The sequence below is a fragment of the Bifidobacterium sp. LH_450 genome, assembly GCF_056356715.1.
Genome location: NZ_JBKEUU010000001.1, coordinates 358224 through 372053, shown reverse-complemented (window position 1 = coordinate 372053; position 13830 = coordinate 358224). Strand labels below are relative to the sequence as shown.

The window sequence follows — 13830 nt, the reverse complement described above, 5'->3', positions numbered from 1 at the left end:
GCGGACCGGCAGCGCTGGCCACGCCGCCAATGCGCCGGGAAGCTGTCGGACGCGTCGATTCCGTACAGTCACCCTGCCATTGCGATGGGGGCGTCCAGGCCGGTCCCCGAGCCGTCGCGGCGCATGTCGACGGCAGGCAGCGCAACGGGATGGCCGGATTCGGAGGAGGCGACCATCGGATAGGGGCCGACGGCGGCGAACAGCAGCGCATTCTGCCCCTTGAGGAATCGCTGGGAGCGCACGCCGCCGGTTCCGCGGCCCTTCGTGGGATACAGTTCCAGCGGGGTGAGCTTTGCCGCGCCGTTGTCGGTGCCGGCCAGCGCGTCGGCATCCCCGGCCACCGTCAGCACCACGGCGCCGGACGCTTCATACGGCGTGACGACGTTGCCATCGTCATCGGTCTGCGCAGGTGTGAACGACCATGCCACGTCCTGCGCCTCCACGACCCCGAACGCCTTGGCCTGGCAGCCCTCGGCGAGGCGGATGCCGGCCATGCCCGCGGAATTGCGCCCCTGGGGGCGCACGTTCTTCGCGTCGAAGGCCAGCAGCGAGGCGTCGGAGGAGATGAACACGATCCGGTCGCCGTCTTCGGCTTCGGCGGCGCCGAGCACTTCGTCGCCGTCCTTCAAGTCGATGACGCTCCAGGAATCCATCGTCGTCGGCGCCTCGCGGTTCCAGCGCTTGACCACGCCGTGCTTCGTGCCGATCGCCAGCGGCGCCGGCGGAAGCTTCCCGGCATCGCCGTCGCCGCCCGATTCCAGCGGTACGATGGCGACGACGTGCTCGCCGGCAACCGGTTTGGTGCTTTGCGTGGCGCGCAGCAGCTCGTCGGCGCGGATGCCGCCCTGGACGGATACGGCGCCCCCGGCATCGAGAGGCAGGCTCGGCAATTCCACCGTATGCGCCAGCACGAGCCGGCCGGCGGACGTGATGAGCGCATACTGCGTCCTCGTCGTCGTCAGCGCCATCGACATGATGCAGTCGCCCTGGGCGCGGGGCGTGCGGGCCGTGCGCTTGCGGTAGGCGCCATAAGCAGCCGCCGGCATGCGGGCCACAAGGCCGTTGGCGCCAAGCGCGATCGCGCAGGGCTCGTCGTCGATCTGGAGGGCCTGGGCGACGGCGCCTTCGCCGTCGCCCCTGGCGGCCGCTTTCTTCGCGGCGGCCACGTCGGCGGCCGTCGACGCCAGCGACGTGGCGTTCGCGGCCAGGGCCGCCGCCTCGCCGGCGAGCGAATCGTCGCCATGCGGGAGCACCGGGCGCAGCGCCCCGCTTTCGTCGGGGTCGAGGATGACGGTCCGGCGCGGCGTGCCGTACTCCTTGACGGCGGCATCCATTTCATGCACGACGACGCGGTCAAGCTGCGCATCGGAGGAGAGCACCTTATCGAGCTCCTCAAGCCTGGCGCGCAGGTCGTCGCGTTCGGCTTCAAGCTCGATGCGGCTCATTCTCGTCAGCCTGCGCAGCCGCAGCTCGAGGATGTACTGGGCCTGGATGTCGTCGAGGTCGAAGGCCTCGATCAGCCGGCGGCGCGCAGCTTCCGCGTCGTCGGAGGAACGGATGACGCGGATGACCTCGTCGATGTCGACCATGGCCAGCAGCAGGCCATCCACCAGATGCAGGCGTTCCAGCGCCTTCTTCCTGCGGTATTTGCTGCGGCGCCGGATCACCGAACGGCGGTGGGCGATCCATACGTCCAGCATTTCACGCAGCCCCATCGTATGGGGGCGCCCGTCGACGAGCGCCACGTTGTTGATGGTGAAGTTCTCCTGCAGCGGTGTGTGCTTGAGCAGCTGCACCAGCACGGCGTTGGGGTCGAAGCCGGTCTTGACCTCGATGACCAGCCGCGTGCCGTTATGGCGGTCCGTCAGGTCGATGGCGCTGGTGATGCCCTCGAGCTTGCGGGATTTGACGCCTTCCGAAATGCGCTCGAGCACGCGCTCGGGGCCCACCATGTACGGCAGCTCCGTGACGACGATTGCCTTCTTGCGCGCCGTCACGTTCTCGACATGGCTCTTGGCGCGCGTCGTGACGGTGCCGCGCCCGGTGGCATAGGCGTCGCGGATGCCACCTTGGCCGATGATCGTGCCGCCCGACGGCCAGTCGGGGCCCGGCACGAACCGCATCAGGTCCTCCAGCGTGGCGTCCGGGTGCTTCATGACGTATTTGGCGGCCGCGACCACCTCCGCGAGATTATGCGTGGCCATGTTCGTGGCCATGCCGACGGCGATGCCGGAGGCGCCGTTGACCAGCAGGTTGGGGATGGCGGCAGGCAGCACGGACGGTTCGCGCAGCTTGTTGTCGTAGTTCGGCACGAAATCGACGGTATCCTCATCGATGTCGGCGTTCATGCCCAGCGCGGCCGGGGCAAGCCGCGCCTCGGTATAGCGCGAGGCGGCCGGACCATCGTCCAGCGAGCCGAAATTGCCGTGGCCATCGACCAGCGGCAGCCGCATCGCGAAGGGCTGCGCGAGGCGCACCATTGCCTCGTAGATCGCGGAATCGCCGTGCGGATGCAGCTTGCCCATCACCTCGCCGACGACGCGGGCCGACTTCATATACGGCCGCGTCGGCAACAGGTTCATTTCGCCCATCTGGTAGACGATGCGCCGCTGGACCGGCTTCATGCCGTCACGGGCGTCGGGCAGCGCGCGGGCGTAGATCACCGAATACGCGTATTCGAGGAACGACTTGCTCATCTCCTCGTTCAGCGGGGTTTCGACGATGTGCTCCTTGACCGTACGGGGGTCGTAGGAGGCCGATTGTGTTTTGCGACGCGACGCCATAGAATACTGCTCCCAAAAATCCAGCGTGCCGGAGCGGTTGCCCGGAACGGGCCCATTTTACCAGTCTGGAGGAGAAGATTGAATGAGGGGTATGAGCATCGACGTCCCGTCCCCTGGAGAGCTTCTTGAATTCGTCCCGTTCGCAGCCTATGGCGATGCGGACGGACCCAGGGGAGGGGCGCGCCACCTGTCGGCGGTGCTGCCAGCCGTCTCGTCGGCCATCGGCGCACCGGTCCCCACCGCCGTGCATGCCGATCCGCGCGCCTTGCAGGAGGCGCTCGGCTTTCCCGACGCGCGCAGCGCCATCGTCGTGCTCGTCGACGGCATGGGGTTCTGGAACGTGGCGCAGCGCCTGGCGCACGCGCCGTATCTGCGCGCGCTGATGAAGGAGCCAGCCAACCAGCAACCGATTTCGACCTGCGCGCCGAGCACCACCGTCGCCGCGCTCGCCACCTTCGGCACCGGCACCTGCCCGGGGCTGACGGCCATGGCCGGCTATACCCAGCTCAATCCGGCGACTGGCCGCGCCTGCCAGCTTATCGGCTTCCGCGATGCGCCGGCTCCCGAAGACCTGCAGCGCGAGCCTACCGTCTTCGAATCCCTCGCCGCGCAGGGAATGCGCGCCACCAGCGTGGGCCTGAGGAAATTCGCCGGCTCCCCGCTGACGAAGGCGGCGTTGCGGGGCGCTTCCTATATCGGCGACGAACGTCCGATGCAGCGCGTGCGCAAGGCCGCCGAATCGGCACGCGAACCAGGCCTGACCTACCTGTACATGCGCGAAGCCGACAAGGTCGGCCATGCCAGCGGCTGGGACGGCGTGGAATGGGCGACTGCGCTGGAGAAAGTCGACGGGCAGCTTGCGGCGTTGCGGCGCATGGCGCCCCGGGGCACGCTGATCGTCATCGTGGCCGACCATGGCATGGTCCGCGCCGATCCAGGCAAGCGCATCGACATCGCGGGGGACGCCGAATTGAATGAAGGGGTCGCCTTGGCGGCAGGGGAGCCCCGCTGCGTCATGCTGTATGCGAAGCCCGGCTGCGAGCCCGACGACATCCGCAGGCGCTGGGCCCGCAGGCTGGGCGACGATGCCTGGGTAGCGACGAAGCGCGAGCTGGCCGATGCGGGATTCTACGGACCGCTCGCCCCCCATGCGATGCCGGTCATCGGCGACGTCGTGGCCTGCGCGACAGGGGAAGCGACGATCGTCGACAGCGCGACCCAGACGGACGGGGCTACGAGATTGCCGGGGGTCCACGGTTCGCGCACGCGCATGGAGATGGACATCCCCTGCTTCATCGACGTCGCCTGATCAGCCGAACAGGATCTCGTCCCAGCTCGGCACCGCGCTGCGTCCTGAATGGCGGCGCTGTTTCGTGGCCTTTTCCGTCGCGGCGCCAGCCTGCCCATCGGCATCGGAAGGGGCGCCATCCGCCTCGCCAGCCAGGGAAACGGCTTCCTGCGCGGCTGGCGTATTGACGGCCGTTTCCTCTTGCCGGGCTGCGGCAGGCTGCTGCGCGCCGGTGGCGGGGCTGTCACCCTGCGCCGGAGCGCCTGCGCCGGCCCCGGCCGCTTCCCCGGGTGACGGCATGCCGTCTGCTGAAGATTCCGGGGCGGATGGCTGGTCCGGCTTGCTGGCCTTCATCCGCTCGTCGTCGCGCTGGGAGGCGCTCCTGGCGTCCTCGTCGCGCCGCCATGAGGAGACCGTCATCTCGATGCGGGCCGACCGGGCTGAATCGCCAGGCAGGTCAAGCGCCACGGGGAACGGCACGTCGGGCTGGGCGTTCTTCTTCGCCGCGGTCTCTTCGGCGGGGATGCGCTCTCCCAGCAGCGTGCTGGCGGCGTTGTTTTCGCAGGTCACGGCGTTGTCATGCATGTTCCAGGACCAATGGGCCACGACGTCGTGGCCGCCGGACTGGAACGTGGCGCTGATCTGCCATGGCTCGTGGCCGCGGCGCGTGGCCTTCCACTTGACCGAGCCGGGCAGCACGCGCGCGGCCGCCAGCGTGCGGTCGATCAGGTCGGAGATGGTGCGCATGCGGCTTTCGCGCGGCGCGGGGACGCACAGGAACTGCTCGATGGCGTTCTTCTTCTCCGCTTCGACGGATGCGGAGAACCGGCGGACCAGCGCGGCGGACAGCGCGTAGCGCTGGGCGACCTGGTCGGGATCCGCGCCGGCGCGGATCAGCGACTGGATCTGCGATATCGGCAGCGTCGGCGCATGCGGCGCCGGCTTCTCCTCAAGCTGTTCGGACAGGATCTGCTTGGCTTCGAGCAGGGCGCGTTCCAACGTGTCGTCGACTTCGACGAGAAACTCGCGGCCCCCGGCCGTGAAGGCCAGCGCGCCGCTTGGCGTCACATGGTCGAACCGGGCCACTGCATCAGGAACGTCTGCCATTGCTCCCCCTGCTTTCATGTCAACAATATGGAACATATTACACGCGCGGTGCCGTGTCGGGCTTTACGTATGTTATAAATCGTGTATTCTATGCGGGGAAAACGCTGTTGCGCCGTCAGGTCGCGGCGTTCTCCAGCCGCAGACAGCAAACGAGACGACGAAAGGAGTCGCCATGGCACAGGATTATGATTCCCCGCGCAACGCGGATGAGGATGAGGAGTCGCTGCAGGCGCTCTCGAAGGGGTCGCAGGACGCCAGCAACGGAATGGACGATGACGAGAACGCCATCGCCGAAGACTACGAGCTGCCCGGCGCCGACCTGAGCAACGAGGACGCTTCGGTGACCGTCGTGCCGATGCAGGGCGACGAGTTCATCTGTTCGGAATGCTTCCTGGTCAAGCATCGCAGCCAGCTTGCCTACACCGACGAAGACGGCCAGCCGGTATGCGAGGAGTGCGCAGCCTGATGACCTTCGATCCCGCATACAACGAGCCGGAACGCACCGAGGTGCTGGTGCGCTCGCTCGATCCGGACCATCCGGTCACGCTGCGCTACGCCCATGCGGGCGACGCGGGCGCCGACCTGAGCGCCAGCGAGGAAGTGACGCTCAGGCCGTTCGAGCGCAAGCTGGTGCCCACCGGCGTGGCGATAGCGCTGCCGGCCGGCTACGTCGGGCTGGTCCATCCGCGTTCGGGCCTCGCATCGAAGCAGGGGGTGACGGTCGTCAACGCGCCCGGCACGATCGATGCGGGCTACCGGGGGGAAATCAAGGTGGCCTTGGTCAACCTCGATCCGGAGCATACCGCCGTGTTCCATCCGGGGGACCGCATTGCGCAGCTGGTCATCCAGCGCTATGTGCAAGCCGTCTTCGTGCCTGCCGACCGGCTTCCGGGCTCCGACAGGGCCGAGCGCGGATTCGGCTCGACCGGAATTGAGTCGGCCGTGGCCTAGAATGGGCCTACACGACGAGACGGAGGTGCACCTGATGGCCCAGGGGGAACGCGAAATGCAGCCGGCGAGCATGCTTGGGTGCGAAATCAGCGAGAACGCGCTCGACCCGTTGCTGCCGATTCTCAAGACATGCCAGCAGCATCATCCCGGCGAGGACATGTCGATCCTTTCCCGGGCATACCGCCGCGCAGTCGCCCAGCATGCCACGCAGCGCCGCAAATCCGGGGAGCCGTACATCATCCATCCCCTTGCCGTCGCCCAGATCCTGGCCGACCTTGGCATGGGTCCGCTGGTGGTGGCGGCCGGGCTGCTGCACGACACCGTGGAGGACACCGACTATACGCTCGAGGAGTGCCGGGCCGAGTTCGGCGATACCGTTACCGGGCTCGTCGACGGCGTCACGAAGCTTTCGAAGATGGAGTACGGCGATTCCGCCCAGGCCGAGACCATCCGCAAGATGGTCGTGGCGATGAGCCGCGACGTGCGCGTGCTCGTCGTCAAGCTCGCCGACCGCGTCCACAACGCGCGCACCTGGCGCTACGTCAAGCCGTCCAGCGCGCAGAAAAAGGCCCGCGAAACGCTGGACGTCTACGCGCCGCTGGCGAACCGGCTGGGCATGAACGCCATCAAGACGGAGCTCGAGGAACTGAGCTTCAAGGTGCTCTATCCGAAGATCTACAACGAGATCGTCGTGCTCGTATCGCGCCGTGCGGGCCAGCGCGACGTCTACCTCAAGCAGATCATCGCCGAGATCAACGAGGACCTCAAGGAGCAGCATATCGAGGCGACCGTGACCGGACGCCCGAAGGACTACTTCTCCATCTACCAGAAGATGATCGTGCGCGGCCATGATTTCTCCGACATCTATGATCTGGTGGGCGTGCGCATCATCGTCGACTCCATCCGCGACTGCTACGCGGTCCTGGGCGCCGTGCATGCGCGCTGGAGCCCGGTGCCGGGACGGTTCAAGGACTACATCGCGATGCCGAAGCTCAACATGTACCAGAGCCTGCACACCACCGTCGTCGGCCCCGGCGGCAAGCCGGTGGAAATCCAGATCCGCACGTGGGACATGCACCGCCGGGCCGAATTCGGCATCGCGGCGCACTGGAAGTACAAGGCGAACGGGCAGGCAGGGCGCGAACTGTCGGCGCCCGACGACGCAGACCGCAGGCGCGGCGAAAGCGAGGAGCTGTCGGCGTCCGACAATCTCAAATGGATCCAGCAGCTGGCCGACTGGACCAGCGAGACGCCCGATTCCGACGAATTCCTCGGCTCGCTCAAGGAAGACCTGGGGTCGAAGGAAGTCTATGTCTTCACCCCGAAAGGCAAGATCGTCTCGCTGCCGAAGGCGGCCACGCCGGTCGATTTCGCCTATGCGGTGCATACCGAAGTGGGCCATCGCACGATGGGCGCGCGCGTCAACGGCAGGCTGGTGCCGCTCGACACGAAGCTGGAGAATGGCGATACCGTCGAGGTGCTGACCAGCAAATCCGAAACGGCCGGCCCGTCGCGCGACTGGATGAGCTTCGTCAAGAGCCAGAAGGCCCGCAATAAGATCCGCCAGTGGTTCAGCAAGGAGCGCCGCAGCGAGGCCATCGACGAAGGCCGCGACGAGCTGACGCGCGCCATGCGCAAGCGCAACCTGCCGATCTCGACGCTGCTGACGCCTGAAGCGATGGTCGGCGTGGCCGAGGACATCGGCTTCACCACGCCGGACGCCGTGCTGGCGGCCATCGGCGAGGGGCAGGTGTCGACGCAGAACGTCATCACCCATCTGGTCAAGGATGCGGGCACCGACGAGGTCAGCGAAGAAGTCGAGCAGGAAGTGCTGCCGCTGCGTACCGGGCAGCCCAAGACGGGCGCGGGCAATGCCGGCGTATCCGTCAAGGGCGTCAAGGACGTATGGATCAAGCTCGCGCACTGCTGCATGCCGGTGCCCGGCGACAGCATCATCGGGTTCGTGACGCGCAATGAAGGCGTTTCCGTCCACCGCGTCGACTGCGTCAACATGATCTACCTGCGCCAGCAGCAGCCGGAACGCGTCGTGGAGGTCGAATGGACCGGCGGCCGGGGCGTGTTCATGGTCCGCATCCAGGTCGAGGCGCTCGACCGGCCGCACCTGCTTAGCGACGTGACGCGCGTGCTGTCCGACCACGGGGTCAATATCCTTTCCGGCACGATCTCCACCGGTTCGGACCGCGTCGCCACGAGCCAGTTCGCCTTCGAAATGGCCGATCCGCAGCATCTGAACTCGCTGCTGGCCGCCATCAGGCGCATCGACGGAGTCTACGACGTCTACCGCCTGACCGGGGCGAAGGAGCAGGCCGAGCCGCGCATGCGCGCGATGCGCGGGCGCGACGACGAAGACAGGCACTGAACGGGCATGGAAAAGGCCCCTCCCGCCGGGAGGGGCCTTCGTGGCGCGATGACGGGGCGCCGGCTATTCGACGATTTCGATTTCGGTGATGACGACGGGTTCCAGCGGCACGTCCCCGCGGCCGGTGGCCACGGAGTCGATGATGTCGACGACCTTCCTGGACTCTTCATCGGCGACTTCGCCGAAAATCGTGTGGTGGCCATTGAGCCACGGCGTCGGCACCGTCGTGATGAAGAACTGGGAGCCGTTGGTGCCATGGGGCTTGCCATCGGCGCCGCGGCGCAGGCCGGCATTCGCCATGGCCAGCAGGTACGGGCGGTCGAAGGACAGCGAGGGGTCGATTTCGTCGTCGAAATCGTAGCCCGGGCCGCCGGTGCCGGTGCCCAGCGGGCAGCCGCCCTGGATCATGAAGTCCTTGATGACGCGGTGGAACGTCAGGCCGTCGTAGAACGCCTTGTTCGACTTCTTGCCGGTGAACGGATCGGTCCATTCCTTCTTGCCGGTGGCCAGGCCAAGGAAGTTCTCGACGGTGTTCGGGGCCTTGTCGTCGAACAGGTCGAGCTTGATATCACCTTCGGAGGTGTGCATGATAATAGTGCTCATGGAGGGAAGCCTAGCATACCGATGCGCCCTGATGCGGCGCGCTCACCCGAAGCGATAAGCGGCTATAACGAACGTGAATAATGGTTTTCCGCAAATGCGCCGTGTACGGTCAGCGCAACCGGTATCGTGGAATGCGCTTCGCCGGGCCCGTAGGCAAGAGGCGGCCGGCGCGCACAAGGCCTGGAGACGGCCACGAACCCCCGTGAAAGGAAAGAAGGAAGATGACCACCCCGAACAGCAGCACCCCGGAACCGAACAAGAACGGCGCCGACGGCATCGATACCGATGCGCCGGTGCGCGTCAACCACACGCCGCGCAACATCCTCATCGCCGTCATCGTCGTCGCCGTCGTGGCGCTGGCCGTCTTCTTCGGCATGCGCGCCGTCAACAAGCAGGACGACGCGCCCAAGGGCAGCGAGAACAATCCGGTGGTCATCGGCGTCGTCGGCGCGACCGACCCGCAATGGGTCGAATTCGAGAAGGAGGCGAAGGAACAGGGCATCTACGTGCAGATCAAGGACTTCCAGGACTACACCAGCGAGAACCCGGCCCTGTCCGACGGCAGCCTTGACATGAACGAATTCCAGCATCTGCTCTATCTGGCCAACTACAACGTCAAGAACAACGACGACCTGCAGCCGATCGGCGGCGTGGCGATCTACCCGCTCGGCGTCTATTCCGGCGTCGACGACAGCGGGAAGCTCAAGTACACCGACATCTCGCAGATCCCGGCCGGCTCGACGGTGGCCATCCCCAACGACGAGACCAACCAGGCACGTGCCCTGGGCGTCCTCAAGGCCGCCGGCCTGATCACGCTCAAGGGCGACTGGACCGCCTTCACGATTCCCCAGGACGTCGACACGGCGGCATCCAAGGTCAAGGTCGTGCCGATGAAGGCCGAGCAGATCGCCAATTCGCTCAAGTCCGACCCCTCCATCGCCGCCGGCGTCATCAACAACGACTACGTCGCCGACGCCGGGCTCAAGGCGACCGACGCCATCTACCAGGACGACGCCGAATCGGAGGAAAGCCGTCCGTACATCAACGTCTTCGTCGTACGCAAGGACGACGTGGACGTGGACGTCTACAAGAAGTGCGTGGAGATCTTCCAGAGCAAGGCGGTGCTCGACAAGCTTTCCGAGAACTCCGACGGCACCGCCGTCTTCGCCGACGACTTCACGGCCAAGCAGCTGCAGGGGTATCTGGCGGACATCGAGCAGGACGTCAAGGACAACGAGTAGCGCCATGGCATGGCAAAGCGCGCCCATTGAGTACAATGGGCGTGTTTTGCACCGGACAGGAAGAAATGGATGGTTGATTGATGAGCGAAGCGGAACCCATCATCGTGTTTGACCATGTGGTCAAGGAATTCCGCGCCAGGGGCGCATCGCGGGGCGCGGAGGCGACGAGGGCCGTGGACGACGTCAGCCTGACCATCAACCAGGGCGACATCTTCGGCATCATCGGGTATTCCGGAGCGGGCAAGTCGACGCTGGTGCGGCTGATCAACGCGCTGGAAAAACCCACCAGCGGCACCGTGACGGTGATGGGGACGGACGTGACGAAGCTGTCCGAATCGAAGCTGCGCCCGCTGCGCCAGAAGATCGGCATGATCTTCCAGCAGTTCAACCTCTTCTCTACGAAGACGGTGGCCCAGAACATCGCCTATCCGCTGCAGCTCGACCATTGGCGCAAGGACTACCAGGACAAGCGCGTGCGCGAGCTGCTGGAATTCGTCGGCCTCGAGGACCATGCGGACAAGTACCCTTCGCAGCTGTCCGGGGGCCAGAAGCAGCGCGTGGGCATCGCCCGCGCACTGGCGACCAACCCCAAGATCCTGCTGGCCGACGAGGCCACCAGCGCGCTCGATCCGGAGACCACCACGGAGGTGCTCGAGCTGCTGCAGCGCGTCAATGAGCGCTTCGGCATCACCATCGTGCTGATCACCCACCAGATGAACGTCGTCCAGCAGATCGCCAACCGCGTCGCCGTCATGTCGGCGGGGCGCGTCGTCGAAGGCGGCGACGTCTACGACGTGTTCGCCGCGCCGCAGCAGCCCGTCACGAAGCGGTTCATCGCCACCGCGATGAACGGGCTGCCGGACGAGGCACGCGTCGCGCTCATGCGCGAGCAGTGGCCCGGACGCCTCGTGACGGTCGTGGTGCGCCAGCATGACATCACCGACGGGCAGGGCAATCCCATCATCACCGCGTCTGGCCAGAACGTTTCCGAACTCATCGCGCGCTACGGCATCGCGTCCAGCCTGCTGTACGGAGGCATCGACACGGTGCGCGGCATGGCCATCGGCGCCCTTACCTACGAATTCGGGGGAGAAGGCCCGGCGCTGGAGTCCTTCCTCGCCGAGCTCAAACGCAACAGCGACGTGGTGGATTTCGGCACGAAGGATCACCCCGTGCCATACGGCCAGGCCGTGGCGGCCGCGAACATCGCGCAGGGTGTCGCGCAGGCATCCGCCGTGTCCGCGGCCCCCGGGGCGGCCGATGCCGAGCCTGCCGGCAGCTCGCTTGAACAAGTAGACGACGTCGTCGATGTTGCGCCCAAGGAGGAACGCCAGTGAATGCACTGAACATGGAGACGCAGGCCGCCACGCTTGCTTCGCGCACCGATTGGGAGGTGCTCAAGCCGCTGCTGTGGCAGTCCATCGGGCAGACGCTGCAGATGGTGCTCGTCACGCTCGTCGTCGGAGGCGCCCTCGGGCTGGTTCTTGGCGTAGTGCTCTACGGCACGCGTCCCGGCAACCTGTTCGAGAACCGCGTGGTCTACCGCGTTCTGGACATCCTCGTCAACATCGTGCGCCCCATTCCGTTCATCATCTTCCTGGCGGCCATGCAGCCGGTGACCATCGCCGTCATCGGCACGTCCATCGGCACCGCCGCAGCCATTTTCCCGATGTGCGTGATGTGCACGTTCGCCACGAGCCGACTGGTCGAGCAGAACCTCGTGCCCGTCGATCCGGGCGTCATCGAGGCCGCCCGCGCAATGGGGGCATCCAAGCTGACGATCATCCGCACGGTGCTGATTCCCGAGGCGCTGGCCCCGCTGATCCTCGCGTACGCCTTCCTGTTCATCGGCGTGCTCGACATGAGCGCGATGGCGGGCTATATCGGCGGAGGCGGCCTGGGCAATTTCGCCATCGCCTATGGCTACCAGAAGTTCGACCAGACGGTGACGTGGACCGCCGTCATCATCATGATCGTGCTCGTCCAGGTCGTGCAGGGCATCGCCAACGCCATCGCCAAGCGGCTGCTGAGGCGATAGGGCCATCCAGCCGGTTGTGCCGTCCCCAGCCCCGTCCACTGGACGGGGCTTCTTCATGCCCAGGCAGCTTGTGCCCGCGGGGCTGGGAGCGACTTCGTTGGGATGGCAGCCGTTCAGCAACAAGGCGGTCTGCGTCCGCTGGGAGGGATCCGAGCCTGGAGTGCATCGGGAGGTTGGGCGCCCGTCTGCGTCCGCTGGTCCGCCGGAAGCCGGGCCTTGCGAGATGCTGTGCCATGGCCGTGCGCCTCAGGCGGTATTTTGGTGGTATGACCGTCAACATCGAATTCACCCCGCAGCTGCGGGCCATACGCCATTACCTCCATGAACACCCCGAGCGCGGCTTCCAGGAGCGGCAGACCACCGCGTACCTGCGGCGCCTGCTTGGCGAATACGAACGCGTTGAGTTCCTCGAGGACTCGATGGAAACAGGGCTGGCCGCCCAGATTCGCGGTGCCGCGCCCGGCGCCGATGGAGGGCCGTGCATCGCATTGCGCGCCGACATCGACGCTCTGCCGGTCACCGAGCGCACCGGACTGCCCTTCGCATCGGCCAACCCCGGAACGATGCACGCGTGCGGCCATGACATCCATATGGCATCGCTGCTGGGCGCCGCGTTCTGGCTTGCCGAACATCCGCAGGCCTTTTGCGGGAACGTGCGGCTGCTGTTCCAGCCGGCCGAGGAAACGGGGCTGGGTGCCAAGGCCGTCATGAAGGCCGGGCTGCTCGATGGCGTCGACGCCATCGTCGGCACCCACAACAACCCGCTCTACAAGGTCGGGCAGATCGCCGTCGGAACCGAACCCATGATGGCCGGCTGCGTGAAGTTCTCCGTGGCGCTGCACGCCGAAGGCACGCACGCCGGCTACCCGGAGCGGGGAACGGGCCCAATCGAGGCGATGGCTGCGATGGTGCAGTCGCTGCAGACGATCGTCAGCCGCAACGTATCGGCCTTCAGCCCGCTGGTGGTGTCCGTCACCGAAGTGCATGGCGGCGATGTATGGAACGTCGTGCCTGCCGAAGCCGGATTCCAGGGCACCGTACGGTACTTCACGCCGGCTGACGGGCGGCTGGCGCACGAAAGGTTCGCGCGGATCGTATCGTCAACGGCCAGCGCCTACGGCATCGACGCCGACATCGAGTGGGACGACATCCAGGTGCCGCTTGCCAGCGACGCGCGACTGGCGGCCATCGCGGCGCGGCGCGTTCCCGAATACGCGTCGCTGCGCCCGATCATCCCGTCGATGGCGGGCGAAGACTTCGCCGAATACGGAAAGCGCACGCGCCTGCTCTTCGCCTTCATCGGCTCCAATGGCGCGCCGGGATGCGCTGGATGGCATTCGCCGGAATTCAACGCGCTGGACGAGGCGGTCGCCACGGGCGCCAGCTTCTATGCGAACGCCGCGCTCGACCTGGCGGTGCCGGGCGCGCTTGCGGAGTAA

General features: G+C 66.4%; 11 protein-coding genes. 8 read left to right on the top strand and 3 right to left on the bottom strand.

Annotated features, from left to right (window positions below):
- Positions 1–68: 68 nt before the first annotated feature.
- Entirely contained in the window at positions 69–2783 is a 2715-nt protein-coding gene (locus tag AC1AXT_RS01665; RefSeq protein WP_476540113.1) for a DNA gyrase/topoisomerase IV subunit A, read from the bottom strand.
- Between the two features lie 91 nt (positions 2784–2874).
- On the opposite strand from AC1AXT_RS01665, the gene AC1AXT_RS01660 reads away from it, so the two are divergent.
- A complete protein-coding gene (locus AC1AXT_RS01660; protein ID WP_476540111.1) occupies positions 2875–4092 on the top strand; it encodes an alkaline phosphatase family protein in 1218 nt (405 codons plus the stop codon).
- Here AC1AXT_RS01660 and sepH read toward each other — a convergent pair whose 3' ends face one another.
- Positions 4093–5178, bottom strand: coding sequence for a septation protein SepH (gene sepH, locus AC1AXT_RS01655; RefSeq protein ID WP_476540109.1), 1086 nt, complete (start codon positions 5176–5178; stop codon positions 4093–4095).
- 172 nt (positions 5179–5350) lie between these two features.
- Here sepH and AC1AXT_RS01650 point away from each other — a divergent pair, with 172 nt between their 5' ends.
- From AC1AXT_RS01650 to AC1AXT_RS01640, 3 genes are read left to right on the top strand one after another with little or no spacing between them, the layout of a single operon-like run.
- Complete coding sequence (locus AC1AXT_RS01650; RefSeq protein ID WP_476540107.1) at positions 5351–5644, top strand: DUF4193 domain-containing protein; 294 nt, start codon at positions 5351–5353, stop codon at positions 5642–5644.
- Positions 5644–6129, top strand: coding sequence for a dUTP diphosphatase (gene dut / locus AC1AXT_RS01645; protein WP_476540105.1), 486 nt, complete (start codon positions 5644–5646; stop codon positions 6127–6129). The genes AC1AXT_RS01650 and dut overlap by 1 nt, the downstream gene beginning before the upstream one ends.
- Positions 6130–6163: 34 nt before the next feature.
- Positions 6164–8509 carry a RelA/SpoT family protein gene (locus AC1AXT_RS01640; protein ID WP_476540103.1) on the top strand — a complete coding sequence of 782 codons (2346 nt, stop codon included), beginning with the start codon at positions 6164–6166 and terminating at the stop codon, positions 8507–8509.
- A 63-nt stretch (positions 8510–8572) separates the two neighbouring features.
- Here the strand turns inward: AC1AXT_RS01640 and AC1AXT_RS01635 are convergent, their stop codons facing one another.
- The gene (locus AC1AXT_RS01635; protein WP_476540101.1) at positions 8573–9112 is read right to left on the bottom strand and encodes a peptidylprolyl isomerase; all 540 of its coding nucleotides are present in this window, start codon (positions 9110–9112) and stop codon (positions 8573–8575) included.
- A 221-nt stretch (positions 9113–9333) separates the two neighbouring features.
- On the opposite strand from AC1AXT_RS01635, the gene AC1AXT_RS01630 reads away from it, so the two are divergent.
- The 4 genes from AC1AXT_RS01630 to AC1AXT_RS01615 all read left to right on the top strand — a co-directional run bounded on the left by AC1AXT_RS01630 (position 9334) and on the right by AC1AXT_RS01615 (position 13830).
- Positions 9334–10353 carry a MetQ/NlpA family ABC transporter substrate-binding protein gene (locus AC1AXT_RS01630; RefSeq protein ID WP_476540099.1) on the top strand — a complete coding sequence of 340 codons (1020 nt, stop codon included), beginning with the start codon at positions 9334–9336 and terminating at the stop codon, positions 10351–10353.
- A gap of 80 nt (positions 10354–10433) precedes the next feature.
- Positions 10434–11690, top strand: a complete 1257-nt coding sequence (locus tag AC1AXT_RS01625) for a methionine ABC transporter ATP-binding protein (RefSeq protein WP_476540098.1) — start codon at positions 10434–10436, stop codon at positions 11688–11690.
- A gap of 11 nt (positions 11691–11701) precedes the next feature.
- A complete protein-coding gene (locus AC1AXT_RS01620) occupies positions 11702–12391 on the top strand; it encodes a methionine ABC transporter permease (RefSeq protein ID WP_476540511.1) in 690 nt (229 codons plus the stop codon).
- Positions 12392–12657: 266 nt separating this feature from the next.
- Positions 12658–13830 (top strand): M20 metallopeptidase family protein, encoded by a 1173-nt coding sequence (locus AC1AXT_RS01615; protein ID WP_476540097.1) that lies wholly within the window; start codon positions 12658–12660, stop codon positions 13828–13830.

Bases quoted from the DNA above. Each gene is read 5' to 3' on its own strand.
- AC1AXT_RS01625 (WP_476540098.1), top strand. From the start codon at position 10,434: ATGAGCGAAGCGGAACCCATCATCGTGTTTGACCATGTGGTCAAGGAA.
- AC1AXT_RS01665 (WP_476540113.1), bottom strand. From the start codon at position 2,783: ATGGCGTCGCGTCGCAAAACACAATCGGCCTCCTACGACCCCCGTACG.
- AC1AXT_RS01640 (WP_476540103.1), top strand. From the start codon at position 6,164: ATGGCCCAGGGGGAACGCGAAATGCAGCCGGCGAGCATGCTTGGGTGC.
- dut (WP_476540105.1), top strand. From the start codon at position 5,644: ATGACCTTCGATCCCGCATACAACGAGCCGGAACGCACCGAGGTGCTG.
- AC1AXT_RS01650 (WP_476540107.1), top strand. From the start codon at position 5,351: ATGGCACAGGATTATGATTCCCCGCGCAACGCGGATGAGGATGAGGAG.
- sepH (WP_476540109.1), bottom strand. From the start codon at position 5,178: ATGGCAGACGTTCCTGATGCAGTGGCCCGGTTCGACCATGTGACGCCA.
- AC1AXT_RS01615 (WP_476540097.1), top strand. From the start codon at position 12,658: ATGACCGTCAACATCGAATTCACCCCGCAGCTGCGGGCCATACGCCAT.
- AC1AXT_RS01635 (WP_476540101.1), bottom strand. From the start codon at position 9,112: ATGAGCACTATTATCATGCACACCTCCGAAGGTGATATCAAGCTCGAC.
- AC1AXT_RS01630 (WP_476540099.1), top strand. From the start codon at position 9,334: ATGACCACCCCGAACAGCAGCACCCCGGAACCGAACAAGAACGGCGCC.
- AC1AXT_RS01660 (WP_476540111.1), top strand. From the start codon at position 2,875: ATGAGCATCGACGTCCCGTCCCCTGGAGAGCTTCTTGAATTCGTCCCG.
- AC1AXT_RS01620 (WP_476540511.1), top strand. From the start codon at position 11,702: ATGGAGACGCAGGCCGCCACGCTTGCTTCGCGCACCGATTGGGAGGTG.